This window comes from Geodermatophilus dictyosporus, from assembly GCF_900115505.1.
Classification (GTDB): domain Bacteria; phylum Actinomycetota; class Actinomycetes; order Mycobacteriales; family Geodermatophilaceae; genus Geodermatophilus; species Geodermatophilus dictyosporus.
In genome coordinates this window covers 135,346-160,928 of sequence record NZ_FOWQ01000010.1, presented here as the reverse complement: position 1 = coordinate 160,928, position 25,583 = coordinate 135,346, and the positions used below count along the sequence as shown (strand labels likewise).

At 76.4% G+C, this 25,583-nt stretch carries 22 protein-coding genes and 4 pseudogenes; 14 read left to right on the top strand and 12 right to left on the bottom strand.

Annotated elements, in window-relative coordinates:
• The first annotated feature begins 20 nt into the window (after positions 1-20).
• Together BMZ33_RS20610 and BMZ33_RS20605 are read left to right on the top strand one after the other, a co-directional pair.
• The gene (locus BMZ33_RS20610) at positions 21-635 is read left to right on the top strand and encodes a ClpP family protease (RefSeq protein WP_091115810.1); all 615 of its coding nucleotides are present in this window, start codon (positions 21-23) and stop codon (positions 633-635) included.
• Between the two features lie 424 nt (positions 636-1,059).
• Positions 1,060-3,393 (top strand): glycoside hydrolase family 65 protein, encoded by a 2,334-nt coding sequence (locus BMZ33_RS20605; protein ID WP_091115806.1) that lies wholly within the window; start codon positions 1,060-1,062, stop codon positions 3,391-3,393.
• A gap of 6 nt (positions 3,394-3,399) precedes the next feature.
• On the opposite strand, the gene BMZ33_RS20600 is transcribed toward BMZ33_RS20605, so the two are convergent.
• Entirely contained in the window at positions 3,400-4,773 is a 1,374-nt protein-coding gene (locus BMZ33_RS20600; protein ID WP_169064649.1) for an MFS transporter, read from the bottom strand.
• A gap of 51 nt (positions 4,774-4,824) precedes the next feature.
• On the opposite strand from BMZ33_RS20600, the gene BMZ33_RS24290 reads away from it, so the two are divergent.
• Positions 4,825-5,925, top strand: coding sequence for a LacI family DNA-binding transcriptional regulator (locus BMZ33_RS24290; RefSeq protein ID WP_244524313.1), 1,101 nt, complete (start codon positions 4,825-4,827; stop codon positions 5,923-5,925).
• 724 nt (positions 5,926-6,649) lie between these two features.
• Here BMZ33_RS24290 and pdxR read toward each other — a convergent pair.
• Positions 6,650-7,933, bottom strand: a pseudogene (pdxR, locus tag BMZ33_RS24755) (MocR-like pyridoxine biosynthesis transcription factor PdxR); the annotation flags it as partial.
• Between the two features lie 52 nt (positions 7,934-7,985).
• On the opposite strand from pdxR, the pseudogene BMZ33_RS24750 reads away from it, so the two are divergent.
• Both BMZ33_RS24750 and BMZ33_RS24745 read left to right on the top strand, forming a co-directional pair.
• Positions 7,986-8,378: pseudogene (locus BMZ33_RS24750) on the top strand (hypothetical protein); the annotation flags it as partial.
• Positions 8,379-8,521: 143 nt separating this feature from the next.
• Positions 8,522-8,884, top strand: coding sequence for an EamA family transporter (locus tag BMZ33_RS24745; protein ID WP_425283691.1), 363 nt, complete (start codon positions 8,522-8,524; stop codon positions 8,882-8,884).
• 11 nt (positions 8,885-8,895) lie between these two features.
• Here BMZ33_RS24745 and BMZ33_RS20580 read toward each other — a convergent pair whose 3' ends face one another.
• Entirely contained in the window at positions 8,896-9,960 is a 1,065-nt protein-coding gene (locus tag BMZ33_RS20580) for a LacI family DNA-binding transcriptional regulator (RefSeq protein ID WP_091115796.1), read from the bottom strand.
• Between the two features lie 122 nt (positions 9,961-10,082).
• Between BMZ33_RS20580 and BMZ33_RS20575 the strand changes: the two genes are divergently transcribed.
• Positions 10,083-11,285 carry an MFS transporter gene (locus BMZ33_RS20575; RefSeq protein ID WP_169064646.1) on the top strand — a complete coding sequence of 401 codons (1,203 nt, stop codon included), beginning with the start codon at positions 10,083-10,085 and terminating at the stop codon, positions 11,283-11,285.
• Here BMZ33_RS20575 and BMZ33_RS20570 read toward each other — a convergent pair.
• The 3 genes from BMZ33_RS20570 to BMZ33_RS22850 form a co-directional block, all read right to left on the bottom strand.
• Positions 11,258-12,148 (bottom strand): ketopantoate reductase family protein, encoded by an 891-nt coding sequence (locus BMZ33_RS20570; protein WP_169064645.1) that lies wholly within the window; start codon positions 12,146-12,148, stop codon positions 11,258-11,260. The genes BMZ33_RS20575 and BMZ33_RS20570 overlap by 28 nt on opposite strands.
• Positions 12,149-12,214: 66 nt before the next feature.
• A complete protein-coding gene (locus BMZ33_RS20565; protein ID WP_091115786.1) occupies positions 12,215-13,108 on the bottom strand; it encodes a hypothetical protein in 894 nt (297 codons plus the stop codon).
• A gap of 66 nt (positions 13,109-13,174) precedes the next feature.
• Positions 13,175-13,669 carry a hypothetical protein gene (locus BMZ33_RS22850; RefSeq protein ID WP_169064644.1) on the bottom strand — a complete coding sequence of 165 codons (495 nt, stop codon included), beginning with the start codon at positions 13,667-13,669 and terminating at the stop codon, positions 13,175-13,177.
• A gap of 157 nt (positions 13,670-13,826) precedes the next feature.
• On the opposite strand from BMZ33_RS22850, the gene BMZ33_RS20555 reads away from it, so the two are divergent.
• Complete coding sequence (locus BMZ33_RS20555) at positions 13,827-14,318, top strand: GNAT family N-acetyltransferase (RefSeq protein ID WP_169064643.1); 492 nt, start codon at positions 13,827-13,829, stop codon at positions 14,316-14,318.
• A 155-nt stretch (positions 14,319-14,473) separates the two neighbouring features.
• The gene (mgrA, locus tag BMZ33_RS20550) at positions 14,474-15,505 is read left to right on the top strand and encodes an L-glyceraldehyde 3-phosphate reductase (protein ID WP_091115776.1); all 1,032 of its coding nucleotides are present in this window, start codon (positions 14,474-14,476) and stop codon (positions 15,503-15,505) included.
• Positions 15,506-15,556: 51 nt separating this feature from the next.
• Here mgrA and BMZ33_RS20545 read toward each other — a convergent pair whose 3' ends face one another.
• The 3 genes from BMZ33_RS20545 to BMZ33_RS20535 all read right to left on the bottom strand — a co-directional run bounded on the left by BMZ33_RS20545 (position 15,557) and on the right by BMZ33_RS20535 (position 17,066).
• Complete coding sequence (locus BMZ33_RS20545; RefSeq protein WP_091115774.1) at positions 15,557-15,988, bottom strand: hypothetical protein; 432 nt, start codon at positions 15,986-15,988, stop codon at positions 15,557-15,559.
• Positions 15,985-16,242 (bottom strand): hypothetical protein, encoded by a 258-nt coding sequence (locus BMZ33_RS20540; protein ID WP_169064642.1) that lies wholly within the window; start codon positions 16,240-16,242, stop codon positions 15,985-15,987. Before BMZ33_RS20540 ends, BMZ33_RS20545 begins: the two co-directional genes overlap by 4 nt.
• A 113-nt stretch (positions 16,243-16,355) precedes the next feature.
• A complete protein-coding gene (locus BMZ33_RS20535) occupies positions 16,356-17,066 on the bottom strand; it encodes a hypothetical protein (protein WP_169064641.1) in 711 nt (236 codons plus the stop codon).
• A 140-nt stretch (positions 17,067-17,206) separates the two neighbouring features.
• Here BMZ33_RS20535 and BMZ33_RS20530 point away from each other — a divergent pair, with 140 nt between their 5' ends.
• Positions 17,207-17,992: an SDR family oxidoreductase gene (locus tag BMZ33_RS20530; RefSeq protein WP_091115771.1), complete on the top strand. Its 786-nt coding sequence runs from the start codon at positions 17,207-17,209 to the stop codon at positions 17,990-17,992.
• 44 nt (positions 17,993-18,036) lie between these two features.
• Positions 18,037-18,926, top strand: a pseudogene (locus BMZ33_RS20525) (IS5 family transposase).
• Here the strand turns inward: BMZ33_RS20525 and BMZ33_RS20520 are convergent.
• Positions 18,923-19,417 (bottom strand): MarR family winged helix-turn-helix transcriptional regulator, encoded by a 495-nt coding sequence (locus tag BMZ33_RS20520; protein WP_169064639.1) that lies wholly within the window; start codon positions 19,415-19,417, stop codon positions 18,923-18,925. The pseudogene BMZ33_RS20525 and the gene BMZ33_RS20520 overlap by 4 nt on opposite strands.
• Positions 19,418-19,505: 88 nt before the next feature.
• Here BMZ33_RS20520 and BMZ33_RS24740 point away from each other — a divergent pair.
• A pseudogene (locus tag BMZ33_RS24740) lies at positions 19,506-20,084 on the top strand (GTP cyclohydrolase II); the annotation flags it as partial.
• A gap of 115 nt (positions 20,085-20,199) precedes the next feature.
• Positions 20,200-21,081 (top strand): dioxygenase family protein, encoded by an 882-nt coding sequence (locus BMZ33_RS20510; protein ID WP_091115767.1) that lies wholly within the window; start codon positions 20,200-20,202, stop codon positions 21,079-21,081.
• Between the two features lie 40 nt (positions 21,082-21,121).
• On the opposite strand, the gene BMZ33_RS20505 is transcribed toward BMZ33_RS20510, so the two are convergent.
• Complete coding sequence (locus BMZ33_RS20505) at positions 21,122-22,087, bottom strand: YihY/virulence factor BrkB family protein (protein WP_091115763.1); 966 nt, start codon at positions 22,085-22,087, stop codon at positions 21,122-21,124.
• An 85-nt stretch (positions 22,088-22,172) separates the two neighbouring features.
• Between BMZ33_RS20505 and BMZ33_RS20500 the strand changes: the two genes are divergently transcribed.
• Positions 22,173-22,985 (top strand): sulfite exporter TauE/SafE family protein, encoded by an 813-nt coding sequence (locus BMZ33_RS20500; RefSeq protein WP_169064638.1) that lies wholly within the window; start codon positions 22,173-22,175, stop codon positions 22,983-22,985.
• 70 nt (positions 22,986-23,055) lie between these two features.
• The gene (locus tag BMZ33_RS20495) at positions 23,056-24,336 is read left to right on the top strand and encodes a hydroxyacid-oxoacid transhydrogenase (RefSeq protein ID WP_091115756.1); all 1,281 of its coding nucleotides are present in this window, start codon (positions 23,056-23,058) and stop codon (positions 24,334-24,336) included.
• A gap of 65 nt (positions 24,337-24,401) precedes the next feature.
• Here BMZ33_RS20495 and BMZ33_RS20490 read toward each other — a convergent pair whose 3' ends face one another.
• Positions 24,402-25,574 carry an alpha/beta hydrolase family protein gene (locus tag BMZ33_RS20490; protein WP_091115752.1) on the bottom strand — a complete coding sequence of 391 codons (1,173 nt, stop codon included), beginning with the start codon at positions 25,572-25,574 and terminating at the stop codon, positions 24,402-24,404.
• Positions 25,575-25,583 lie beyond the last annotated feature (9 nt).

Here is a 25,583-nt window from a genome sequence, read left to right as displayed (position 1 = left end):
GACGGTCCCCGGAGGTCCCCGTGCACGTCCCCACCCTGCGTCAGGGCAACGGCCACAGCTCGTTGCAGGACGCCGTCTTCGACCGCCTGCTGAGCGAGCGGATCCTGGTGCTCGGCCGGGAGGTCGACGGCGACGTCGCCAACCAGCTGTGCGCGCAGATGCTGCTGCTGTCGGCCGACGACCCGCACCGCGACGTCCACCTGTACGTCAACTCGCCGGGCGGCTCGGTCACCGCCGGCATGGCCGTCTACGACACGATGCAGTTCATCGGCTGCGACGTCGCCACCTACGCGTTCGGCATGGCGGCCTCGATGGGGCAGTTCCTGCTGACCGCCGGGACGCCCGGCAAGCGTTTCACGCTGCCGCACACCCGGATCCTGGTGCACCAGCCCTCGGCGGGCGTCGGCGGGACGGAGTCCGACATCACCATCCAGGCCGACATGCTGCGGCGGCTCAAGCGCCAGATGAACGAGCTGCAGGCCCAGCACACGGGGCAGAGCGTCGAGCAGGTCGAGCGCGACTCCGACCGGGACCGCTGGTTCACCCCCGAGGAGGCCCGCGCGTACGGGCTGGTCGACCACGTCGTCACCTCGGCGTCCGCCCTGCCCGGCCCGGCGCTGATCCCGGCCGGGTGACGCCGCGCTCCGGTTGACCCTCACCCGGGGTGGACCCGCAGCCTGGGTGACGTGAACCGTCTCTCGGTCGGTGAGTTCGCCGCGGCGTGCGGACGGTCGCCCGCGGCCGTGCGCCGCTACGCCGGGGCCGTGCCGCCCTCCCACAGCTGGCGCTGCCGCTGGCGACGGTGCGGCAGGTCGTGGCCACGGCGGACCCGGCGCGGCAACTCGTCGCGGTGCAGGAACGGCCCGTCGAGCACCAGCGCTGCCCCCGGGGCAGGGATCCCAGGGGGTCCAGCACCCGCCGGCGCAGCGCCGGGTGGTCGTGGCCGTCTCCGGCCGCGGGGCCGTCCGGATCGCGCGCGGGGAGGCCGGGCGGTAGGACAGGGGTCGGACGCAGGTCCCGGGCGTCCGTCCCGACCCGGACGACGCGAGCGAGGCCGACGTGACCGCCCCGACCCTCGACACCGACCCGTGGCTGGTCCGCGAGCCCCGCGTGGACCCCCGCACCCTCGCCGTCGGCGAGTCGGTGTTCAGCCTCGCGAACGGCTTCCTCGGGATCCGCGGGACGCTCGACGAGGTCGAGCCCTTCGGCATGCGGGGCACCTACCTGTCCGGGGTCTACGAGACCCACCCGCTGTCCTATCCCGAGGGCGGCTTCGGCCAGCCGGAGGAGGGGCAGGCGCTGCTCACCGTCGCCGACGGCACGCCGCTGCGCCTCCTGGTCGACGGGGTCCCGCTGGACGTGCGCGAGGTCCCGCCGCAGGTCCACGAGCGCACGCTCGACCTGCGCGCCGGGACGCTCGACCGCCACGTGCGCTGGACGTCGCCGTCGGGCACGTCGGTGGCGGTGTCCTCGCGGCGGCTGGTCTCCCTGGCGGAGCGGTCGGTCTGCGCGGTGCGCTACGAGGTCCGCGTCCTGGACGGGCGCGCGCACGTCGTCGTCCGCTCCGAGCTGGCCGCCGGCGAGGTGACGCCGGCCGGCGTGGACAACGACGACCCGCGCGTCGCCGAGTGCCTGGACGAGGCCTTCGAGCCGCACGCCCAGATCGGCAACGAGACCGGTGGCGCCCTCGTGGAGCGGACCCGCCGGTCGGGCATCACGGTCGCGGCCGCGGTGGGTCACGAGGTGGACGGCGGGCGGGTGAGCACCCAGGTCGACGAGCAGCACGTCGTCACCACGATTGCCGCCGACCTCTCGGCGGGGGAGAGCGTCACGGTCGTCAAGGTCGTGGGGTACAGCTGGTCGCGCGACGCCGGCTCGGACTCCGTGGTTGGCCAGGCGTCGGCCGCCGTGAGCTCCGCGCTCGACCTCGGGTGGGAGGGCCTGCTCGCCGGCCAGCGGACCGTGCTCGACGAGCTGTGGGCGACCGCGGACGTCGAGGTCGACGGCGACGCCGAGCTGCAACAGGCGCTGCGCTACACCGTCTTCCAGCTCTTCTGCTCCGCCGCCTGCATCTCCGGCGCCCCCGTCGGCGCGAAGGGCCTGACCGGCATCGGCTACAGCGGCCACACGTTCTGGGACGTCGAGGGGTTCGTGCTGCCCGCCCTGTCGCTGCTGCGCCCGGACGCGGCCGCACGGCTGCTGCGGTGGCGCGCCGACACGCTCGACGCCGCCCGGGAGCGGGCCGCGACGCTGGGGCTGGAGGGTGCCTGCTTCGCGTGGCGCACCATCAGCGGGCCCGAGGTGTCGGCGTACTGGCCCGCGAGCACGGCGGCGGTGCACGTCAACGCCGACGTCGCCCGGGCCTTCTGGCTCCACCAGCAGGTCACCGGCCGCGACCTCGACACCGTCGGCGGTCTGCCGGTGCTCGTGGAGACGGCGCGGGCCTGGCGGTCGCTCGGCCACGAGGACGCGGCCGGCGGCTGGCACCTGTACGGCACGACCGGGCCGGACGAGTACACCGGCGTCGTCGACGACAACGTCTTCACCAACCTCATGGCCCGCCGCAACCTCCGGTGGGCCGCCGACGCGTGCGAGCGGCGGCCGGAGCGCGCGGCGGACCTCGGCGTGGACCACGCCGAGACCGCCGCGTGGCGGGCGGCGGCCGACGCCGTGCACGTCCCGTGGGACGAGGACCTGCGCGTGCACCCGATGAACGACAACTTCACGACCTACCGGGAGTGGCCGTTCGAGGAGCTGCGGGACTCCTATCCGATCCAGGAGCACCACCACTACGCCGAGTTCTACCGGCGGCAGGTGCTCAAGCAGGCCGACCTCGTCCAGGCGCTGTGGTGGTGCCGCGACGACTTCACCGCCGAGGAGGTGGCGCGCGACCTCGACTACTACGAGGCGCGGACCGTCCGGGACTCCTCGCTGTCGGCCGCCGTCCAGGCCGTCGTGTGCGCCCAGGCCCAGCACCCCGACCTCGCGCTGCGCTACCTCCGGGAGGCCGCCCTCGTCGACCTGCGCGACCTCCGGGGCGACACCGCGAACGGCCTGCACCTCGCCGCCGTGGGCGGGGCGTGGCTGGCCCTGGTCGCCGGCCTCGGCGGCCTGCGGGAGGACCACGAGGACCTCGAGCTGGCACCGCTGCTGCCCTCCGCGCTCTCCCGCACCGCCTACCGCGTCACCTGGCGCGGCAGCCTGCTGCACGTCGAGACGACGCGGGAGGGCACCACCGTCACGCTGCGGCGCGGCCCGGGGCCGGTGACCGTCGTCGTGGACGGCGAACGCCGGGCGGTCACTGCCGACGCCCCGGTCACCGCGCCGTTGCGCGCCCCCGACCCGCTGCTCGACGAGCCCCGCCAGCCGGCCGGCCGCGAACCCAGCACCTGAGGCGGGTCAGGCCGAGCCGGCGTCGTCGCACGCCCGGTCGCCCCGCCGGAGGGCGATCGCGGCCGCCACGGCTGCCGCCGCGGCGACCAGCCAGCCCAGCGGCGCACCGGTCAGGGGGAGCGCGGACCCGGTGCTCGCCGCCGCGACCAGGAGGACGACGGCCACCCCGAGTGCGGTGCCCAACTGCGCCGCGGTGTTGAGCACCCCCGCGGCCGTGCCCTGCAGCGCCGGTGCGACGGCGGTGCCCAGCGACGTCGCCGCCACCGAGGAGAGCCCGATCCCCAGTCCCGCGACGGCCACGGCGCCCGGCACCACCCACGCGCCGAGCCCGACGGCGAGCAGGGCGGCGTCACCGACGGCGATGGCGGCGAGCCCGAGCGCCGCGGTGGCGCGCTGCGACGTCCGGCGCAGCAGCCGCGCAGCCAGGCCGGCACCGAGGACGACGCACAGGCTGAACGGCAGCAGCGCCAGACCCGCCCCGGTCGGGCCGAACCCGGCGGCCTGCTGCAGGTGCAGGGTCGCCAGGGTGACCGCCGAGCTGGTGGTGGCGGTGTTCGCGGCGGAGGCGAGCGCGCCGGCGCGCAGGCGCGGGTCGGCGAGGGCGGCGCGGGGGAGCAGCGGGTCGCGCGCCCGGCGCTCGACGGCGGGCAGCAGCCCGGCGGCGGCCAGCCCGGCGAGCACGGCCAGCACCCCGGCGCCCCGGGCCGCCTCGCCCTCGAGCAGGGCGGCCCCGGTGACGACGGCGGCCACCGCGGTGGTGAGGACCACCGCGCCGGCCACGTCGAGGGAACCGCTGCGCTGCCGTGGGGTGGGCGGAGCCGTGCGGCGGACGGCGAGCAGCAGGAGCACCGCCAGCGGCACGTTGGCCCAGAACAGCACCCGCCAGCCGGCGAGGTCGGTGACCACCCCGCCGAGGACCAGCCCGCTCGCCCCGGCCGCGGCGCCGGTCGCGCTCCACGCGGCCAGCGCCCGGTGGCGCGGCTGCCCGTCCGGGGCCGCGGCGGTCAGCAGGCGCAACGCCGAGGGCACCGACGCGGCGGCCGCCGCACCCAGTGCGCCGCGGGCGCCGACCAGGACGGCGACCGTCGGTGCGGTCGCCGCGACCAGCGAGGCGGCCCCGAACGCCGCGACGCCCACCTGGAGGACCCGGCCGTGGCCGAACCGGTCGCCGAGGCGTGCCCCCAGGACGAGCAGGGCGCCGAACAGCACCGCGTAGCTGGTCACGACCGCGCCGGCCGCGGACGCCGGTGCACCCAGGTCGGCGAGCACCGCCGGCAGCGCCGCGGTGACCACGGTGGCGCCGAGGACGTCGACGAACTGGACGGCGCACAGGGCGGGGACCGTCCACCGGCTGTCCGTCGCGGGCCTCGCCTGGGTCATGGCAGGGGCGCTACCCGTCTTCTTCATCGATGAAGCACGGAGGATGGCCTGGTGCCGACCGACCGTCCCGTGACGCTGCGCGCCATCGCCGAGGAGCTGGGCGTCTCGGCCAAGACCGTGTCGAACGCCTTCTCCCGCCCCGACCAGCTCTCCGACCGGCTCCGCGAGGAGGTGCTGGCGACCGCCCGGCGGCTGGGCTACCCGGGGCCCAACCCGCTCGCGGCCGGGCTCCGGCGCGGCCGCGTCGGGGCGATCGGCGTCGCCTACGACAACGGCCTGTCCTACGCCTTCGACGACCCGGTCGCCGTCGAGCTGCTCGCCGGTGCGTCCACGGTCGCCGAGCCGGCGGGAGCGGGACTGCTGCTCGTGCCCGGTTCCGTCGACGCACACCGCCGGGAGGCCGCGGTCACAGATGCCGTGGTCGACGGGATGGTCGTCTCCTCGCTCGCCGACGACGACCCCCTGGTGGTGGCCGCGGTCGGCCGGCGGCTGCCGCTGGCCGTCGTCGACCAGCCCCGGCCGGACCGGCTGGCCGAGCTGGGCGCACCGGACACGCCCTGGGTGGGGATCGACGACCGGGCCGCCGCGGCCGCCGTGGCCGGGCACGTGCTGGCTCTCGGGCACCGTAGGATCGCCGTCGTCTCCTTCGGCCTGCACCGCGAGCCGATCCGCCGGGGTCTGGTGGACGAGGCCGGGCAGGCGGCGGCCACCTACGCCGTCAGCCGCGACCGCCTGGCCGGCTACCGGGACGCCGCCGCGGGCGTGGGGATCGACTGGGCGGGGGTGCCGGTGTTCCACGGCGAGGACAGCACGCCGGCGGTCGGTGCGGCCGGCGCGGCGGCCGTGCTGGCCACCGACCCGCGGCCCACCGCGCTGCTGTGCACGAGCGACCGGCTCGCCGAGGGGGTGCTGCGCACCGCGGCCCGGCTCGGCCTGCGCGTGCCCGCCGACCTGTCGGTCGCCGGCTTCGACGACGCCGCCCCGGCCGCGGGGCTCGGCCTGACGACGGTCCGCCAGCCCACCCGGCGCAAGGGCGAGGAGGCGGTGCGGGCGTTGCTGGACCGGCTGGCCGGGCAGCCGGGAGCCGGCCCCCGGACGCTGCCCACCGAGCTCGTCGTCCGCACCAGCACCGGCCCTCCGCCGGTGTCCTGAGGGCGCAGGCGCGGGCGGGCGCGGCGGATACCCTCGCGGTCGCGCAGCTCACAGCGGTCAGGGCCGATCGGCGGGAGCGGGACGGGTGTCGGACGAACTGGGACTCGCGGACACCAACGGCATCCTCCGGCAGCCGTGGGTCCGGCCCGAGCGCACCAGCGCCGGCCTCGGCTGGGACCGGCAGTACCTCTCCGTGCAGCGTGAGCGCCCCTACCGGCAGTCCTTCGACGCGGCCGGCACGCACCTGGTGGTCCTGCACCTGGACGAGCCGGTCACCGTGCGCCGCGGCCGCGGGCCGGCCGGCCGCGCGCGGCAGGTCCCCGCCGGCGGGCTGTTCATCCACCCGGCCGGCCGCGACCTCACCGTCGAGCTCGGCGGCGACCTGAGCACGGTGCACCTCTACCTCGCCGACACCGCCCTGCAGGACGCCGCCGGCGCCGACTCCCCGGTGGAGCCGGCCGAGGAGCTCGGCACCTGCGACGGCCTGCTCGAGCAGGTGCTCCGCTCGATGGACGACGCGCTGCGGCACTGGGAGCCCGCGGCGCGGGCCTACGTCGACCAGCTCGGCGGCACCGCCGCCGCGCAGCTGGTCCGCCGGCACCGCAGCGGCCGCGACGCCGCGGACGACGGCCCCGCCCGCGGCCTGGGTTCCGGGCGGGCCGGGGCGCTGCCGGTGCCAGGACAGCGGGTGCACCAGGACGCCGGCGTCGCGGGCCCGGTGGGCCAGCGCGACGTCGTCCCCGCCGGGCAGGGTGAGCAGCAGGTGCAGCCCGGCGGCGGCACCCTCGACGCGCGCCGCGGGCAGGTGCTCGCGGACGGCGGCCACGACGGCGTCGCGCCGGGCGCGCTGGCGGCCCTGCACCGCGCGCAGGTGCCGGTCGTAGCCGCCGCTGCTGAGCAGCTCCGCCAGCACCAGCTGGGGCAGCGCCGGGCTGCCGAGGTCGCTGGCGTGCCGGGCGGCCACCAGGTCGGCGTGCAGGTGCGCCGGCGGCACCAGCCAGCCCAGCCGCATGCCCGGCGCGAGCGTCTTCGAGGTGCTGCCGGTGTGCACCACGGCGTCCGGGGCGCCGGCGTGCAGCGCGGGCACCGGCGCCCGGTCGTAGCGGTGCTCGGCGTCGTAGTCGTCCTCGACGACCAGCCCGCCGGTCTCCCGCGCCCAGGCCAGCAGCTCGCGGCGGCGGTGCGGGGCCAGGACGACGCCGGTCGGGAACTGGTGGGCCGGGGTGAGCAGCGCGGTGCGCGCGGGCGTGGCCGCGAGGTCGGCCACCCGCACGCCGTCGCCGTCGACCGGGACGGGCAGCAGCTCGACGCCCCAGTGCGCCAGGGCGTCCCGGGCGCCGCGCGAGCCGGGGTCCTCCATCGCGAACACCGTCTCGCCCCGGGCGCGCAGCACGGCGGCGAGCAGCGTCAGCGACTGCGCCACCCCGGAGACGACCAGGACGCCGTCCGCGTCGACGTGCACCCCGCGCGTCCGGGCCAGCCGGGCCGCCAACCCGGCGCGCAGCCGCGGGTGGCCGCGGGGGTCGCCGTAGCCCAGGTCGGCGGCACCGGCGGTGGCCAGCACGGCCCGCTCGGCGCGCAGCCACGCCGCGCGGGGGAACGCCGAGAGGTCGGGCACGCCGGGGGAGAGGTCGACGTCGACGCCGGCCGGGGTGCGCAGCGGCAGCAGCGGGCCGTCCTCCGGCGGCGGGACCTCCCGCGGCCGGGCGGGGACGGCGGCCGGTGCGGTCCGGGCGGCGACGACGGTGCCGGCGCCCACCCGGCTCTCGACCAGGCCCTCGTCGGCCAGCCGGCGCCACGCCTCGACGACGACGCCGCGGGCGACCCCGAGCTCGGCCGCCAGGGTCCGCGTGGGCGGCAGCGCGGTGCCCGCGGGCAGCCGGCCGTCGGCGACCGCGGCGCGGACCTCGCCCGCCAGCAGCCGGTCAGCCCCCGCGGCGGAGCGGCCCGGCGGTGCAGCTGGAGGAAGTCCGTCCCGTGCTGCCCGTCGCCCATCGGTCCATCCCACCAGTTCCCGATCGGTCCTCGATGCCGGACCGCTCCGCGCCCAGGCTCGCACCGTGGTCGACACGGCAGCCTCCCCCGCACCCGCGCAGGCCCTCCGGTCACCGGCGGCGGCCGCGCTGCCCGGGGCCCTGCCGGTGGCCTTCGTCGGGGGCAGCGCCGCGGTCTCCGGGCTGCTGGCGCACGCGCCGCTGGCCACCACCCAGGCGCTGCGCTACGCGGTGGCCTGCGCGCTGCTGGTGGCCTTCGCCCGCTGCGCCGGGCGGCGCCCGGTCCGGCCGCGGGGCACCGAGTGGCTGTGGCTGGCCGGGGTCGCCGGCACCGGCCTGGTGCTGTTCAACGTGGCGCTGGTCCGCGGGTCCGCGCACGCCGAACCGGCGGTGCTGGGCGTTGCCGTCGCCAGCGTGCCCGTGGTCCTCGCGGTGGTGGGCCCGCTGCTGGGCGGGCGCCGTCCCTCCGCCGTCGTCTGCGCGGCCGCGGGGCTGGTGACCGTCGGGGCGGTGCTCGTGCAGGGGCTCGGGCGCACCGACGCGGCGGGGTCGGCTGGGCGCTCGTCGTCCCCTTCTGCGAGGCCGCGTTCACGCTGCTGGCGGTGCCGGTGCTCGGCCGGCACGGGGCCTGGGGTGTGTCGGTGCACACCACGTGGCTGGCCGCCGTCGCCTTCGCCGTGTGGGGGCTGGTGTGGGAGGGGCCGCCTGCGGTGGCCACCCTCACCGCCCGGGACCTGCTGGCGGCCGGCTTCCTGGCGGTCGCGGTCACCGCGGTGGCGTTCGTGCTCTGGTACTCCACCGTCGGCCGGCTCGGCGCCGGTCGGGCCGGGCTGCTGACCGGGATCGCGCCGGTCGCCGCGGCCGGCACCGGGGTCCTCCTCGGTGGTGCCGCGCCCTCGCCCGCGGTCTGGCTCGGCATCGCCGTCGTCGCCGCCGGCCTGGCCGCCGGGCTCCGGGCCGGCTGAGCCGGCGCCGCTCAGCCCGGGGCCGGCCCGGTGGTGGTGCCGACCGAGAGGTGCACGTCGAGGACGACGTCGTCCGGGCGCCGGCCCTCGACGAGCTCGGCGACCGCCCGGCCCACCACGCGGCCCTTCTCGGTGGTCGGCTGCACGACGGTGGTCAGCCGGACCGGCGCCAGCCACGGCAGCTCCACGCCGTCGAAGCCGGCCACGCTGACGTCCTCGGGCACCCGCAGGCCCAGCCCCTCGGCGGCGCGCAGGACCCCTGCGGCCATGAGGTCGCTCTGCGCGACGACCGCGGTCGGGCGGTCGGGAGCCGGGACGTCGAGCAGCGCCCGCCCGGCCCGCTCGCCCTCCTCGACGGAGTTGCTCGCGCCCTCCACCGCAGGCACCGGCCCGAGGACCTCCTCGACGCCGAGCAGCCGCTCGCGCACGTCGCGGTAGTGCGCGCGCGCCCGGCGGTCCGCGGTGACCGGTCCACGGGTGCCGTCCAGGCGCAAGGGCATCGCGACGACGGCGACGCGGCGGTGGCCCAGCCCGGCGAGGTGCCGGGCCAGGTCCGCCGTGCCCCGCCGGTCGGGGATGCCGACGAAGACGACGTCGTCCACTCGGGGCCCGTCGACGGCGACGACCGGCACCCCGCGGCGCTGGAGGTGCGCCAGGGCGGGGTCGTCCTCGAGTCCGCAGGTGGCGTAGACCGCGGCGTCGAGCGGCACGTGCGCCAGCTGGCCGACCGTCGGGCCGCGCCGGTCGGCGTCCCCGGGCAGGAGCAGGAGGCCGACACCGAGCGGGCTGAGCACCTCGGTGACGCCGTCGAGCAGCTGCACCGCCACCGGGTCGGTGAACGCGTAGGCCAGCCGCTCGCCGATCATCGCGCCGACCACCCCGCTGCGCCGCGACCGCAGCGAGCGGGCGACCGGGTCCGGCCCGGCGTAGCCGAGTTCCGCGGCCGCGGCGAGGACGCGCTCGCGGGTGGCCGGGGCGACCCGCGAGGACCCGGAGAAGGCCAGGGACGCCGTGGACGGCGCCACCGCGGCGCGCGCGGCGACGGTGGCCAGGGTCGGCCGGTGCCGGTCGGTCACGTGCGCCTCCTGTGCGGATCGGGACACCGGAACGCTACGGCCGTGGCGCGGCTGGCCACCACGACGCGGTGTCGAATCGATTCGATAGAGTGGTCCCGGCCGCGTCGACGCAGAGGAGAGCCGTGACCGCCAGCACCACCGCCCCGACGGTCGGGCGGGCCCGCACCGCCGTCGCAACCGCCTTCATCGTCAACGGGTTCGCCTTCGCGTCGTGGATCTCGCGGGTGCCGGCCGCCCGCGACACGCTCGACCTCTCCGCCGCCCAGCTCGGCCTCCTGCTGCTGTGCCTCGCGCTCGGCTCGGGGCTCGCGCTGCCGGCCACCGGCCCGGTCGTGCACCGCCTCGGCCCGGCGCGCACCGTGCTGGCCGGCGCCGCCGTCACCACCGTGGGCCAGCTGCTGCTCGCCGCCGGTCTCGGGACCGCCTCGGTGCCGCTGGCCGGCGTGGGGCTGGCGCTCACCGGTGCCGGCGTGGGCGGCTGGGACGTCGCCATGAACATCGAGGGCGCCGCCGTCGAGCGGCGGCTGGCCCGCGCGCTGATGCCCCGGCTGCACGCCGGGTTCAGCCTCGGCACGGTGGCCGGCGCGCTGCTCGGCGCCGCGGCGGCGGCGCTGGCGCTCCCGCTGCCGGTGCACCTCCTGGTCGTGGCGGGGGCGTCCTTCGCCGCGGTCGCGGTCGCCGTCCGCTCCTTCCTCCCGGCCGGGCCCGGCGAGGAGGCCGCGCGGTCGGAGGGGTCCGGGGTCGGGCGGGCCTGGCGCGAGCCGCGGACGCTGCTGGTCGGTGCGCTCACGCTCGCCTTCGCGTTCACCGAGGGCAGCGCCAACGACTGGCTGGCCGTGGCGCTGGTCGACGGGCAGGGCGTCTCGGAGGCCGTCGCCGCGGTCGGGTTCGCCTGCTTCGTGACGGCGATGACCGCCGTCCGGGTGCTGGGCGGCTCGCTGCTCGCGCGGTGGGGCCGGGTGGTCACCCTGCGGGTGGGCGGCGCGACCGCCGTCCTCGGGCTGCTGGTGTTCGTCACCGCGCCGGCGCTGCCGCTGGCCGTCGCGGGCGCGGTGCTGTGGGGTGCCGGCGCGGCGCTCGGCTTCCCGGTCGGCATGAGCGCCGCCGCCGACGACCCCGTGCGTGCGGCCGCCCGCGTCTCGGTGGTCAGCTCGATCGCCTACACCGCGTTCCTCGCCGGCCCGCCGCTGATCGGCGTCGTCGCCGAGGTCACGGGGATCGTCGACGCGCTGCTCGTCGTCCTCGTCGTGCTGGCCGCCGGGCTGCTCGCGGCCGGGGCCACCCGGCCGCTGGGCGCTCAGCCGGCGGAGAGCTCCGCGACGTAGCGGGCGGTCACCGGGACGGCCAGGCCGTGCCGCCCGGCCGCGCGGACGACGGCGCCGCCGATCGCGTCGAGCTCGGTCGGCCGGCCCGCCTCGGCGTCGCGCTGCATCGACGAGCGCATCCCGGCCGGGACGCCGTCGAAGAAGGCCACCACCGCCTCGGCGTCGGTCGGGGCGCCCTCGGCGCCGGCCACCGCCGCGACCTCGGCGACCAGGGCGAGCAGGTCGTCGCGGCGCTGCTCGCGGACCTCGCCCGCCGTGGCCCGCGCGGACGTGGTGAGCAGCGCGAACGGCGCCAGGAAGGCGAGCTTCCCCCACAGCACGGCCGCCGCGTCGTCGCCCACCCGCACGGCGACCCCCGCACGCCCGAGCAGCTCGGCCAGCTCCCGCACCCCGTCCTCCAGCCCGCCGCTCGCGACCAGGTCGACGGTCACGAACGGGCTGCCGTGCCGGACGACGCCCGGCGCCGTCCGCGTGCTCTCCACCCGGATCGCGGCCGGGACGACGCCGGCCTCCGGATAGCGCCGCCGCAGCTCCCCGACGTGCTCGACGCCGTTGAGGAACGGCACCAGCAGCGCACCGCCGAGGACGCCGGCCGGCACCCGCTCCAGGGCGGCGTCGAGCTGGGTGGCCTTGACGCACACGAGGCAGACGTCGACCGGCCCGGCCAGCTGCTCGGCGGCGTCCACCCGGGCCGTGGAGTCGCCGAGCTGGGCGCTCTCGAGGCGGAGGCCGTCGCGGCGCAGGACCTCCACCGTGCCCGCACCCGCCAGGCAGGTGACCTCCGCGCCCACCCGCGCCAGCAGGGCCGCCAGCAGCCCGCCGACACCGCCCGGCCCGAGCACCGCCACCCGCTGCGTCGTCATGCCGGTCATGGAAGCACCGCTCCCGCTGGCCGGCGGCGTCTCCGGCGCCGTCACTCCGCTCGTTCGTCACCGGCTCGTCGCTGACCTGCGGGAACTGTCGTACCCCGGTCGTAGGTTCGTCCCGTGGAGCAGATCGAGGAGGACCAGCCGCCGTTCGCCGGTGGTCTGCTCGACCTGCTCTTGGCCGGGGCGCCGGAGGTGCAGCGGCTGCCGGTCGGCCTGCTGACCCGGGAGCAGAAGGCCGCCGAGCTGGCGCGGGTGCAGGCCGTCAAGGCGATGACCGCCGCCTACGAGGCGGAACTGGTGCTGGGCCTGGCCGACGACACCCCTGACGACCTCGACCCCACGCCCGGGACTCCGGGTGCACGGCAGGGCTCGTGGGCGCCGGATCCCGAGCTGCCCGGCGTCTCGGAGTTCTTCACCACCGAGCTGGCGGTGGTCCTCAACTGCGGGCGCCGGTCGGCGTCGCTGCTGGCGCAGCGGGCCTGGGTCTATCGGGAGTCGCTGCCCGGCACCTGGGCGGCGCTGGCCGAGGGTGTGCTGGACGAGGCGCGGGCGAAGGTCCTGGTGGACGTGCTGCAGCACACCGACCCGGATGTGGCGCGGCAGGTGGAGTCCCGGCTGCTGCCCGAGGCCGCCGGCTGGATCACCCATACCCTGCGCAAGCGGGCGGTCGCGGCGCTGCTGGCGGTCGATGCGGATGCGGTCGATGCTCGGCGCAAGGAGGCCGAGCGGCAGGCCGACGTGCGCGTCCACCCCTCCCCGCGGGAGGGCATGAGCACCCTGGCCGCGGACCTGCCCGCCCCGGTCGCCGCGGCGTGCTTCGACCTGGTCGACCAGCTCGCGGTGCTGCTGAAGAAGGACGGTGACGAGCGCCCGGTCGGGCAGCTGCGCGCCGCGGTGCTCGCCGACCTCGTCCAGCGGCCCTGGGACGACACCCGCCCGCCGGTCACCGCGCACCTGCAGCTGATCGCCCCGCTCGGTGCCCTGGTGGGTGAGTCCTCCGAGGCCGGCGAGGTCAACGGGCTACCGATCACCATCGGTCAGCTCCGGGAGCTGCTCGCCCGCCTCGACGGGCTTGGCGTGCGCACGCCGGCGGGCGGGTCGGTGACGCTGGCGCTCACCGACGACGACGGTGCCCTGCGCGCCACCACCACCCTCGACCGGCTGCGCCGCCTCATCCGCCGCGGCTGCACTGCCCATCCCGGCACCGACTGCGCCTGCGCGGTGCTCGACCGGCCCGCCACGGTCGACGGCTACGCACCCTCCGCCGCGCAGCAGATGTTCGTGCACACCCGCGACCGCACCTGCCGCTTCCCCGGCTGCGGCCAACGGGTCGGATGGGCCGACGCCGACCACGTCGTCCCGCACGCCTGCGGCGGCCCCACCGACTGCGCCAACCTGTGCTGCCTGTGCCGCAGCCACCACCGGCTGAAGACCTTCGCCCCCGGCTGGCGGTTCACCATGAGCCCCGACGAGGTGCTCACCGTTGACCACCCCGTCGGGGATCACCCGCACCACGAGACCGCCCGGCATGCAACCACCACGACCGGCCGGACCACCGCCGCCGATCGACCCGGACGACGACCCACCGCCGTTCTGAAGGCGCGCCCGTGCCCGTGTCGCCAGGTCGACCTGACGGCACGTCGACATGACGGCACGTCGGTACCGTCGGCCGGTGCGTGCCGACGGTGTCCTGCTCCGCGACGCCACGGCCGACGACGGTCGCGCGCTCACCGAGGCGCTGTACTCCGCGGTCAACTGGCAGGGCACCGTGCGGCTCACCCGCGACGACATCGCGGCCGACCCCCGCCTGTCCCACTACGTGGCCGGGTGGCCGCGGCCCGGCGACCTCGGCGTCGTCGCCGTCTCCGGCGGGGAACCGGTCGGGGCCGCCTGGTGCCGCACCTTCCCACCGGGGGACCCCGGCTACGGGTTCGTCGCCGAGGACGTCCCGGAGGTCTCGATGGGCGTGGTGCCCGCCCGGCGGGGGCAGGGCACCGGGACGGCCCTGCTCGACGGTCTCGTCACGCGCGCCCGGGCGCGAGGCACCCGTGCGCTGTCGCTGAGCGTCGAGGACGGCAACCGCGCCCGTGTCCTCTATGAGCGGGCCGGCTTCGTCGTCGTCGGCCGGTCGGGCGACTCCGACGTCATGCTGCTCGACCTCTGACCGGCGTCAGGCCGGCCGCCGGGGAGGACGGTCACCCGACGTCGAGCACCACCGCGTGCAGGCCGTTGAGCTCGATCCCACGCCGAGCCCCGGATCGCCCCCGGTGACGACGACCGCCGCGGTTCCCCGAGCGGGGGCGGGGGCAGGACAGCGCCATGACCCACACCGCTGCGGAGAACCGCTACGAGACCATGACCTACCGCCGCACCGGGCGCAGCGGCCTGGACCTGCCGGTGATCAGCCTCGGGCTGTGGCACAACTTCGGCGACGACGTCCCGATGGAGCGCCAGCGCGCCGTGCTGCGGCGGGCCTTCGACCTCGGCATCACCCACTTCGACCTGGCCAACAACTACGGCCCGCCCTACGGCTCGGCCGAGACCAACTTCGGCCGCCACCTGCGCGACGACTTCCGCCCCTACCGCGACGAGCTGGTGCTCTCGACCAAGGCCGGGTGGGACATGTGGCCCGGCCCCTACGGCCAGGGCGGCGGCTCGCGGAAGTACGTGCTGGCCAGCCTCGACCAGTCGCTGCGCCGGATGGGCCTGGACTACGTCGACGTCTTCTACTCCCACCGGCCCGACCCGACGACGCCGCTCGAGGAGACGATGGGGGCGCTGGACACCGCCGTCCGGTCGGGCAGGGCGCTCTACGCCGGCATCTCGTCGTACTCGCCGCAGGACACCGCCCGGGCCGCGGCGATCCTGGCCGACCTCGGCACGCCGCTGCTCATCCACCAGCCCAGCTACTCGATGCTCAATCGCTGGATCGAGACCGAGGGCCTGCTCGACACCCTCGCCGAGGTCGGCGCCGGCTGCATCGCCTTCTCCCCGCTGGCGCAGGGGATGCTCACCGACAAGTACCTCGGCGGCGTCCCCGAGGGCTCGCGCGCCAGCCAGGGCAAGTCGCTGTCGACCGACCTGCTCACCGACGAGGCGCTCGAGCGCGTGCGGGCCCTGAACGACCTCGCGCAGGAGCGCGGGCAGTCGCTCGCCCAGATGGCGCTGGCCTGGGCGCTGCGCGACCGGCGGGTGACCAGCGTGCTCATCGGCGCGAGCAGCGTCGGCCAGCTCGAGCAGAACGTGGCCGCGCTCGACCGGCTGGACTTCACCGACGACGAGCTCGCCCGCATCGACCGGCACGCCGTCGATGCCGGCGTCGACCTGTGGCAGGGGGCGCGCACCGCCTGAGCGCGCACCGGCCGCCGTCCCGCAGGAGGGACGGCGGCCGGTGGGACGGGGTCAGCGGCCCCGGCGGCGGGCCAGGACGGCGACCCCCACGAGCAGTGCCGCCGCGGCCAGGACGCCGGCCGGTCCGCTGCTGCGCAGCGTCCCGGCCGGGTGCAGCCGCGCGTGCCGGGTACCGACCAGAGCGGAGCCGGCGGCCGAGTCGACGTCGGCACCCAGCGACAGCACCCGCCCGGCGGGTCCGTCCAGCCGCGCGGTCAGGCCGTGGTCGGCCAGGGTGTCGGCCACCCGGGCGAGGTCGGCCCGGCCGGGCGACCCCTGGGTCGCCGCGCCGCCGGCCACGCGCACCGCGGCGAACAGCCGCCGGACGTCGGCGGAGGTCACCGCGATCTCCGACCCCGAGGCCTGCACCCGCACGGGGACGCCGTCGACCTCCACGGAGAGGTCGGCGGTGACCTCGAGGGCGCGCTCGCCCTCCGGCGTCATCCCCGGCTGGCGTTCTCGGCGGTGGTGATGCGCAGTGTGCCGTTGAGCTTCCAGGTGGCCCGCGGCGCCTGCGGGCCGGTCTCGCGCGGCACCTCGACGGTCATGTCGACGAACTCGTAGTTGATCGCCGCGCCCTTCCCCGTCAGGTAGGACCACATCTCCTTGCCGAGGTCGGCGAAGCTGGTGGTCTCGTGCGACTTGATGTCGCGCTGACCGGTGGCGGCGTCGCGGGTGGTCGTGTCGGGAACGGTCACGGGGTCTCCTCGATCTCGGTGGTGTGCGACTCGGCGGCGCACTACCCCTGCCCCTCGTGACGCACACGACCCGTCGCGGACGGCTCCGTTCCCGCGCCGCCCGGTCGACCGACTCAGGCGGGGAACCAGTTGACCTGCGCGGTGGCCGCGGCGTCGGTGAGCCGCCACCCGCTCGCGGTCGGGGTCGAGGTGAGCACCCAGTCCTGCCCGGCGCCGACGACGGTGCCGCCGAAGGTCACCGTCACCGCGTACGAGGCGACCTGCACGAGGCGGGGCCCACCGTCGCTGCGGTCGACGTGCACCGCGTTGGGGACGCCGCCGGTGTCGTAGCGCAGGGGGCCGCTGCCGTCGCAGCCGGTGCGGACGGCCGCGGCGAGGTCGTGCCCGTTGCCGTCGTCGTCGGGCAGGTGCGACAGCAGGGACGGCACGGACCCCGGCGGGCGGCGCAGCTCCTCCTCGACGCGGTTGAGCAGCGCCGGGTCGAGCAGGCCGGTGAGGGCGGGGTCGGTCCGGCCGGTGGTCCAGCGGTGACAGTCGGCGAGCGCGATCCGGGCGATCCGGGCGTGGTCGGTCACCGCCTGCTGCACCTGCGCCTCGCCGAAGCTGGCCACTGCGTCGGCGTACCCCGCGTCGCGGGCGACGGGGACCGGCTCCGTCGGCGCCGGAGCCGGGGGCGGTGCCATGGCGGAGGGCGGGGGCGCGGAGGTCGAGGTCGCCGGGACGCTGCCCGGCGCGGCCCGGCCGGCGGCGTCGTCCGCCGTGCAGCCCGGCAGGGCGGCGATCGCGAGCACCGACACCACGGCCGGCCACCACCTGGGCTGCACGGGTCCCCCCGGGGGGTCAGCCGTCCCGCGCGGCTGCGGGACGGACCGGAGCGCATCCTGCCGGTGCCGACGCCCCGGCCGCGGACGCCGCTCCGGACCGTCGTCGCGCGGTGGGCCGGGGACCGGGGTAGGACACGGGCATGCAGCTGCAGGACGCCGTCGTCGTCGTCACCGGGGCCGGGAGCGGGATCGGTGCCGCGCTGGCCCGGCGCGCCGCCGCCGAGGGAGCCGCCGCCGTCGTGGTCAGCGACCGCGACGGCGCGGCCGCCGAACGCGTCGCCGGTGAGGTCGGCGGCACCGCCGACACCACCGACGTCACCGACGAGGCCGCCGTCGCCGCGCTGGCGGAGCGGACGGTGGCCGCCCACGGCCGGGTCGACCTGTTCTGCTCCAACGCCGGTGTGTTCTCCGGAGAGGGCCTGGAGGCGGCGACCGCGGTGTGGGAGCAGGTGTTCGCGGTCAACGTGCTCGCCCACGTGTACGCCGCCCGTGCAGTGCTGCCGTCAATGCTGGAGCGCGGCTCGGGGTACCTGCTCAACGTCGCCTCGGCCGCCGGCCTGCTCACCACGCCCGGGGACGCGCCCTACTCGGTGACCAAGCACGGCGCGGTGGCGCTGGCCGAGTGGCTGGCGGTCACCTACGGCGACCGCGGCATCGGCGTCAGCTGTGTCTGCCCGCTCGGGGTGAGCACGCCGCTGCTGATGGACCCGCTGGAGCAGGGCCGGTCGGCGGCCGCCGTCGTCGCCGCCTCCGGGCGGGTGATCACGCCCGAGGACGTCGCGCAGTCGGTGGTCGAGGGACTCGCCGACGAGCGGTTCCTGATCCTCCCGCACCCCGAGGTGGCCACCTACTGGGCGCAGAAGGCCGCCGACCCGGAGCGGTGGCTGGCCGGCGTCCGCCGCCTGGTGCGCTCGACGACGGACTAGGGCCTGTCCTGGCGATCTTTCGTCGGTGTGGGTCAGGCTGACTCATGGTCGGCCGGCATGAACTCACCGATGCAGCCTGGGCGCGGATCGAGCCGCTGCTGCCTGCCACGGGGCGTCGGGGCGGGCGGTGGCGGGATCACCGGCAGGTGATCAACGCGATTCTGTGGCAGGCCGAGACCGGCGTGCCGTGGCGGGACCTGCCCGAGCGCTACGGGCCGTGGAAGACCGCGCACGAGCGACTGCGCAAGTGGACCGCCGATGGCACCTGGGACCGGATCCTCACCGAGGTGGTGATCAAGGACGACGCGGTCGGCGCGGTGCAGTGGACCTTCAGCGTCGACTCCAGCTCCGTGCGCGCTCATCAGCACGCCGCCGGAGCGCGGAAAAAGGGGGCTGCAGCGCTCCGGTCGAGGTCCTCGCCGTCGACGGCGAAGCCCTCGGCCGCTCCCGCGGTGGACTGACCACCAAGCTGCACCTGGCCGTCGACGGGCGCGGCCTGCCGATGGCCGTGCTGCTCACCGCCGGGCAGGCCGGCGACAATCCGCAGCTGCTGCCGCTGCTGGAGCAGGTGAGGGTGGCTCGTCGCGGTCCCGGCGGCCCGCGCCGCCGGCCGGAGCGGGTGCTGGCCGACCGGGCCTACTCCCATCCCTCCACTCGCGCGGCGCTGCGCGCCCGGCACATCCGCTTCACCTGCCCGGAGCGCAGCGACCAGCTCGCCCACCGCCGGGCCAAGGGCTCCACCGGCGGCCGCCCACCGAACTGCGACCGGGCGGTCTATGCCCGGCGCAACGTCATCGAGCGCTGCTTCGCCCGGCTCAAGCAGTTCCGTGCCCTGGCCACTCGCTACGCCAAACGAGCTGCCTACTACCGGGCTCTGCTCGTCCTCGCCGCCGTCGTCCTCTGGCTCCGCGAAGATCCGCAGGACAGGCCCTAGCCGGGGCCGGCCCGGTCCAGCGCCCCGGTCAGCCGGCCGTCAGGATCCAGCCGCCGCAGCAGGGCGTCGGCGATGCCGGCGAGCTGGGTGACCTGCTCTTGGGTGAGCGCGTCGACCACGTGCTCGCGGACCGTGGCGACGTGGCCGGGCGCGGTCTCGCGCACCTTCGCCCAGCCCGCCTCGGTGAGCCGCGCGTTCGTGGCCCGGCCGTCGGAGGGACAGGGCGCCCGCTCGACCAGCCCGCGCTCCTCCAGCCGGCGGACGACGTGGGAGAGCCGGGGGAGCGTGGCGTTGGTGCGCGCGGCCAGGTCGGTCATCCGGAGCACCCGGTGCGGCGCCTCGGACAGCACCGCGAGCACGTGGTAGTCGAAGTGGGTCAGCTGCGCGTCGCGGCGCAGCTGGCCGTCGAGGACGCCGGGCAGCAGCTCGACGACGGCGACCAGCCGCCGCCACGCCGCCATCTCGTCCTCGCTGAGCCACCGCGGTTCCACACCGGCATCGTCCCACCCGAGTACTTGTAGCTTCAACCTCTGTGGGCTACAGTCCTCACTTGTAGGTACAAGTGATCTGGAGGCCGGCATGACCCTCCCCCTCGGCGCGGAACCGGTGTCCGCCTCCCCGGCGCCTGCGACCGTCCGCACCCGGGTGACCGTCCCGCTGCGCTTCGCCGACGGGTACGGCACGACCGCCGAGGTGTTCACCTTCGCCGGCCTGGCCGACGGCAGGGAGCACCTGGCCCTCGGGCTGGGCGACTGGCGCGGCGCGGTCGACCGTGGCGCGGCCGGCGGCGAGGCGCCGCTGGTGCGCCCGCACAGCGAGTGCCTGACCGGCGACGTGCTCGGCAGCCAGCGGTGCGACTGCGGGCCGCAGCTGCGCGAGGCGGCCGAGCTCATCACCGACGCCGGCGGCGTCCTGCTGTACCTGCGCCAGGAGGGCCGCGGCATCGGCCTGTACGCCAAGCTCGACGCCTACGCCCTCCAGGACGCCGGCCTCGACACCTACCAGGCCAACCTGGCCCTCGGCCGCGGCGAGGACGAGCGCGACTACACCGCCGCCGCGCAGATGCTGACCGCGCTGGGCGCCGACCGGGTGCGGCTGCTGTCGAACAACCCCGACAAGGCCGCCCAGCTCGAGCTGCTCGGCGTCGCGGTGACCGAGCGGGTGCCCACCGGCGTCCACCTCTCGGCCGCCAACGCCCGCTACCTGGCCGTCAGCGCGACCACACCGCCCACACCCTCGACCTGCCGCTGGCCGGCTGACCCCGGGAGACCCCGTGCACCCCACCGCCGTCGCCGACGCGCGCATCGACCCCCGCCACCCCTTCGCCGCGCACCTGCGGCACGTCGCCGGCCTCGGACCGCACCGGTCCTGGACGCCGGACGACGGCCCGCTGCCCGCCCTCTACCTCTCCCACGGCGCCCCGCCGCTGTTCGAGGACACGCCGTGGATGCGGCAGCTGGCCGCCTGGGCCCGCGCGCTGCCCCGGCCGCGCGCGGTGCTGATCGTCAGCGCGCACTGGGAGTCGGACTCGCTCGGTGTCACCAGCACCGCGCCGACCGGGCTGGTCTACGACTTCGGTGGCTTCGACCCGATGTACTCCGCGATGCGCTACGACACCCCGGAGGCGTCCGGCCTGGCTCGGCAGCTGCTGGCCGTGCTGCCGGGGACCGCGCACGTGCACGAGCACCGCAGCCGCGGCCTCGACCACGGCGCCTGGGTGCCGCTGAAGGTCATGTACCCCGAGGCCGACGTCCCGGTGCTGCAGCTGAGCCTGCCCACCCACGACACCGCCACGCTGCTGGCCCTCGGCGAGCGGCTGCGCCCGCTGCGCGAGCAGGGCGTGCTCGTCGTCGGGTCGGGCTTCATGACCCACGGGCTGCCGTACCTGACGCGCGAGATGCTCGGCGGCGCCGTGCCGGACTGGTCGGCGGACTTCGACGCCTGGGCCGCCGACGCGCTCGGCCGTGGCGACGTCGAGGAGCTGTCCCGGTTCCGGCTGCGGGCGCCCGGACTGCGCTACGCCCACCCGACGGTCGAGCACTTCACGCCGCTGTTCGTCACCCTCGGCGCGGCGACCGACCCGACCGCCGGCGTCACCACCACGGTCGACGGCTTCTTCATCGGCCTGGCCAGGCGCTCGTTCCAGGTGGCCTGAGACAGGTGGCCCGAGACAGGTGGCCTGAGCGGGGCCGCCGTCAGCGCTCACTGGGGTAGGGCGGCACGCTGTCGGCGACGACCGCGCCCCGCTCGCCCAGCGGGCGCTCGGGGCCGACGGTCGAGTCGCGCGCCGTCTGCCGCTCGGCCTCGGCGTTGACCGCCGCGCCCAGGAACACCAGGAAGACGGTCACCCACAGCCAGAACATGCTGATCGCCACGCCGGCCAGCGAGCCGTAGGTCGCCGCGTAGCTGCCCAGGCTGCTGACGTAGGCGAAGAAGCCGACCGTGGTGAGCAGCCACAGCGCGGTGACCGCGATCGAGCCGGGGCTGGTCCACCGCCAGCGGGCCTGCTTCCGGTCGGGCCCGAGGCGGTAGAGGACGGCGAGCACCCCGGTCATCAGCGCCGCGGCCGCGACCCAGGCCAGCACCGGGACGGCGGCCCGGACCGCGCCGGGTGCCCCGTCGACGACGCCCGGGACGACCCCGGCCACGGTGAACACGGCGGCCAGCAGGACCGCGCCGCCGAGGACGAGGGCGAGGGCGAGGGCGCTGCGCCGGAGGAACCCGCGGGTCTCCTCCTCGTGGTAGGCCAGCGTCAGCCCGTCGATCAGGTAGGTCATCGCGGTCGTGGCGGTGTAGAGCGCCGCGGCCAGGCCGGTGAGGCCGCGGAAGGTGAGCACCTGCCCGGAGGCGGTGGTGACCGTGACCAGTTGGTCGGCGACCACCGACCGCAGGTCCTCGGGGAGCATGCCGGCCACGCCGGACAGCTGTCGGAGGGCGTCCTCCGGGGTGTTCACCGCGCCGTAGACCGACACGGCGGTCACCAGCACCGGCGCGACGGACAGGACGGCGAAGAAGGCCACCCCCGCCGCCTGCACCATGAGCCGGTCGCTGAGCGCGTGCCGGAGGACGCGGCGGAGGACGGGCCCCCAGTCCCGCAGCGGTATCCGGTGCGGGGAGTCGGCCTCGCTGGCCGCCGGCCCGTCGGCCCGTGCGCGCGCCATGGGTCATCCCACCGCCGCCGGCCACCGGCCGCAACGCCGGACCCCGGCGTTCCGCTCGGCCGGGGCTGGGGGAGGCTGGCACCCCGTGAGCGACGTCCTCCTCCCCGACGGGCTGACGCCGTGGGTGCTCGCGTCCGTGCTCGTCGCGGCGCTGGCCGCCGGCTGGGTGGACGCCGTCGTCGGGGGCGGCGGCCTGCTGCAGCTACCCGCGCTGCTGCTGGTCCCGGGCCTGTCCCCGGTGCAGGCGCTGGCCACGAACAAGCTGGCCTCGGTGTTCGGCACCACGACGAGCGCCATCACCTACCAGCGGCGGGTGCGCCCCGACCTGCGCACCGCGCTGCCGATGGCCGGCGTCGCCCTGGTGGCGTCCTTCGGCGGCGCGTCGGTGGCGGCGCTGCTGCCGGCCGCGGTGTTCAAGCCGGTGATCGTCGTCGCGCTGGTGGGCATCGCGCTGTTCACCGCGTTCCGCCCGGCGCTCGGCGAGGTGACCGCGCTGCGCCACACCGGCCGCCGGCACCACGGCACCGCGCTCAGCGTCGGCGCGGTCATCGGCTTCTACGACGGCGTCCTCGGCCCCGGCACCGGCTCCTTCCTGGTGTTCTCCCTCGTCGCGCTGCTCGGCTACGACTTCCTGTCCGCCAGCGCCAAGGCGAAGATCGTCAACGTCGCCACCAACCTCGGCGCGCTGGGGTTCTTCGTGCCGCACGGGTCGGTCGTGTGGGGCCTGGGGCTCCTGCTGGCCGCGGCCAACACCCTCGGCGGCTACCTGGGCTCGCGCACGGCCACCAGCCGCGGCACCGGCTTCGTCCGCGGGGTCTTCCTCGTCGTGGTGACCGCGCTGATCGCCCGGCTCGGCTGGGACGTGTGGACGGAGAACCTGCGGCCGCTGCTCGGCTGAGGCGTGGCCCGGGTCCCCGCGGCGTGCGACGCTGCCCGCGACCGGTACCGCGCCCCGGGGAGGACCCGCCATGAGCAACCCGACGTCCGAGTCCGTCTTCACCTACGGAGCGCCGCAGCTGAAGTTCGGCAGCGGCGCCTCCGACGAGATCGGCTACGACCTGAGCCGGTTCGGCGTCCGGCGGGTCCTCGTGGTGACCGACCCGGGGGTGGCGGCCACCGGGCTGCCGCAGCGGGTGGCCGACCAGATGGCCCGGTTCGACATCGAGGCGCACGTCTACGACGGCTCGCACGTCGAGCCCACCGACGCCAGCCTGGCCGCGGCGGTCGAGGAGGCCCGCTCGTCGGGGCCGTGGGACGCCTTCGTCGCCGTCGGCGGCGGGTCGAGCATCGACACGGCCAAGGCGATCGACCTGCTCAGCACCAACCCCGGCGAGCTCATGGACTACGTCAACGTGCCGGTGGGGAAGGGGCGGGCCCCGGAGCACCAGCTCAAGCCACTGGTCGCCGTCCCGACGACGACGGGCACCGGCTCGGAGAGCACCACCATCTGCGTGCTCGACGTGCTCGCGCAGAAGGTGAAGTCCGGCATCAGCCACCCGTGGCTGCGGCCCACCCTCGCCGTCATCGACCCCGAGCTGACGCTCACCCAGCCGGCCGGGGTGACCGCGGCCTCCGGCATGGACATCCTCTGCCACGCGCTGGAGAGCTACACCGCCCGCTGGTACACCACCTACGACCGCAAGGCCCCGGAGCAGCGGGTGCCCTACTGCGGGTCCAACCCGATCTCGGACATGTGGTCGGAGAAGGCGCTCACCCTGCTCGCCGGCTCCTTCCGGCGGGCGGTGCGCCACGGCGACGACCGGCAGGCCCGCGCGGACATGGCGATGGCGGCCACCTTCGCGGGCATGGGCTTCGGCAACGCCGGCGTGCACGTGCCGCACGCCAACGCCTACCCGATCGCCGGTCAGGTGCGCGACTTCCACCCGAAGGACTACCCGGCCGACCACGCGATGGTGCCGCACGGGATGTCGGTGGCGCTGACCGCGCCGGAGGCCTTCCGGTTCACCTTCGAGGCCGCGCCCGAGCGGCACCTGCGCGCCGCGTCGCTCCTCGCGCCCAACGCCGGCACCCCCGACGAGCCCGCCGAGTTCCTGCCCACGGTGCTGACCGACCTCATGCGCGACATCGACATCCCCAACGGGATCGGCGCCGTCGGGTTCGGGGAGGGCGACGTGCCGTCGCTGGTCGAGGGCGCGATGAAGCAGCAGCGGCTGCTGGCCACCTGCCCGCGCGACGTCACCGAGGACGACCTGGCGGGGGTGTTCACCCGCTCCATCGAGCTCTGGTGAGCGCCTGGTGCCGACCTGCTGCGCCCTGCTGAGGCCGGGGACCGCAGCAGGTCGACACCCGGCGGTCAACCGCGCTGCGCGGCCAGCTCGGCGAAGGTGTCGGCGACCCAGTCGGCCACGAAGGTGCTCACGTACGGCAGGTGGTCCAGGCCGATGTGCTCGGTGGCGCCCTCCTCCGGCGTGAACACCCGCAGCTCCCGCTTGGGCGAGTTGACCGCCTGGTCGTAGGAGCGGTGCGCCATCTCCAGCGGGATCTGCCGGTCGTCGGCGCCGTGCGCGACCAGGAACGGCACGGTGATCTGCTCGACGACGCCCTCGAGGTTGACCTGGTCGGCGAACTCGATGAACGCGTCGAGGTCGGTGTGCCCCCACACCCACAGCACGTGCTCCCAGTAGTGCGGCACCGGGCGCTCGCCCTCGCGCTGCCGGCGGCGGCGCTGCACCGCACCCCAGTCGTGGTTGGCGCCCCACGCCACGCACAGCGCGAACCGCTTCTCGAACGCCGCCGCCCGCGGGGCGTAGTAGCCGCCGAGCGACCAGCCGACGATCCCGATCCGCGACGCGTCGACGTCGGACCGGGCGGACAGGAAGTCGACGGCGGCGGCGCCCCACGCCTCGGTGTCCACCCGGGCGGTCAGCCCCTGCAGCCGCAGCGCCTCGCCGGTGCCGGGCTGGTCGAGCATCAGGCAGGAGATGCCGCGGGCGGCCAGCTCCGCCCAGTGGTCCGACGCGTACATGTGCTCCTTGGTGGAGTCCAGCCCGTTGACCAGAACGACGACCGGCACCGGGCCGTCGTCGGCGGCCGGGGCCTGGCTGAAGTAGGCCGGCAGCGTCGTCCCCTCGTAGGGGACCTCCACCCGGGAGACGCGGGGGCTGTGCGTCTCGAACGCCTTCTGCGCGATCTCCAGCATCCGCCGGTAGGTGGGCACCCGGTTCGGGTCGGAGGAGGCGAGCATCCGCTCGGCCTGCGCGAGATAGTTGCTCGCGCGGGACCACAGCTGCCCGGCGGTGCGCACGTGCCCCGCCTTCTCCGCCTCCTCGGCCTGGCCGACGAGCTGGTCGGTCAGCGCGGTCCAGGCGCGCAGGAAGTCCGGCGTCCCGGCGTCCTCGCCGGCGTTCGCGGCGTCCTTGATCGGCCGGCAGGCGCGGTCGACCTCGTCGATCAGCCCGCCGGAGTTCAGCGTGGCGACCACGCCGAGGTTCCAGGTGTAGGGGCCGGTGGGGAAGTACTCGAACACGGGGGTCCT

Coding starts and splice junctions, on each gene's coding strand:
- BMZ33_RS20600 (WP_169064649.1), bottom strand. CDS start 4,773: ATGACCCAGGCGAGGCCCGCGACGGACAGCCGGTGGACGGTCCCCGCC.
- BMZ33_RS20570 (WP_169064645.1), bottom strand. CDS start 12,148: ATGACGACGCAGCGGGTGGCGGTGCTCGGGCCGGGCGGTGTCGGCGGG.
- mgrA (WP_091115776.1), top strand. CDS start 14,474: ATGACCCACACCGCTGCGGAGAACCGCTACGAGACCATGACCTACCGC.
- BMZ33_RS20545 (WP_091115774.1), bottom strand. CDS start 15,988: ATGACGCCGGAGGGCGAGCGCGCCCTCGAGGTCACCGCCGACCTCTCC.
- BMZ33_RS20530 (WP_091115771.1), top strand. CDS start 17,207: ATGCAGCTGCAGGACGCCGTCGTCGTCGTCACCGGGGCCGGGAGCGGG.
- BMZ33_RS20505 (WP_091115763.1), bottom strand. CDS start 22,087: ATGGCGCGCGCACGGGCCGACGGGCCGGCGGCCAGCGAGGCCGACTCC.
- BMZ33_RS20495 (WP_091115756.1), top strand. CDS start 23,056: ATGAGCAACCCGACGTCCGAGTCCGTCTTCACCTACGGAGCGCCGCAG.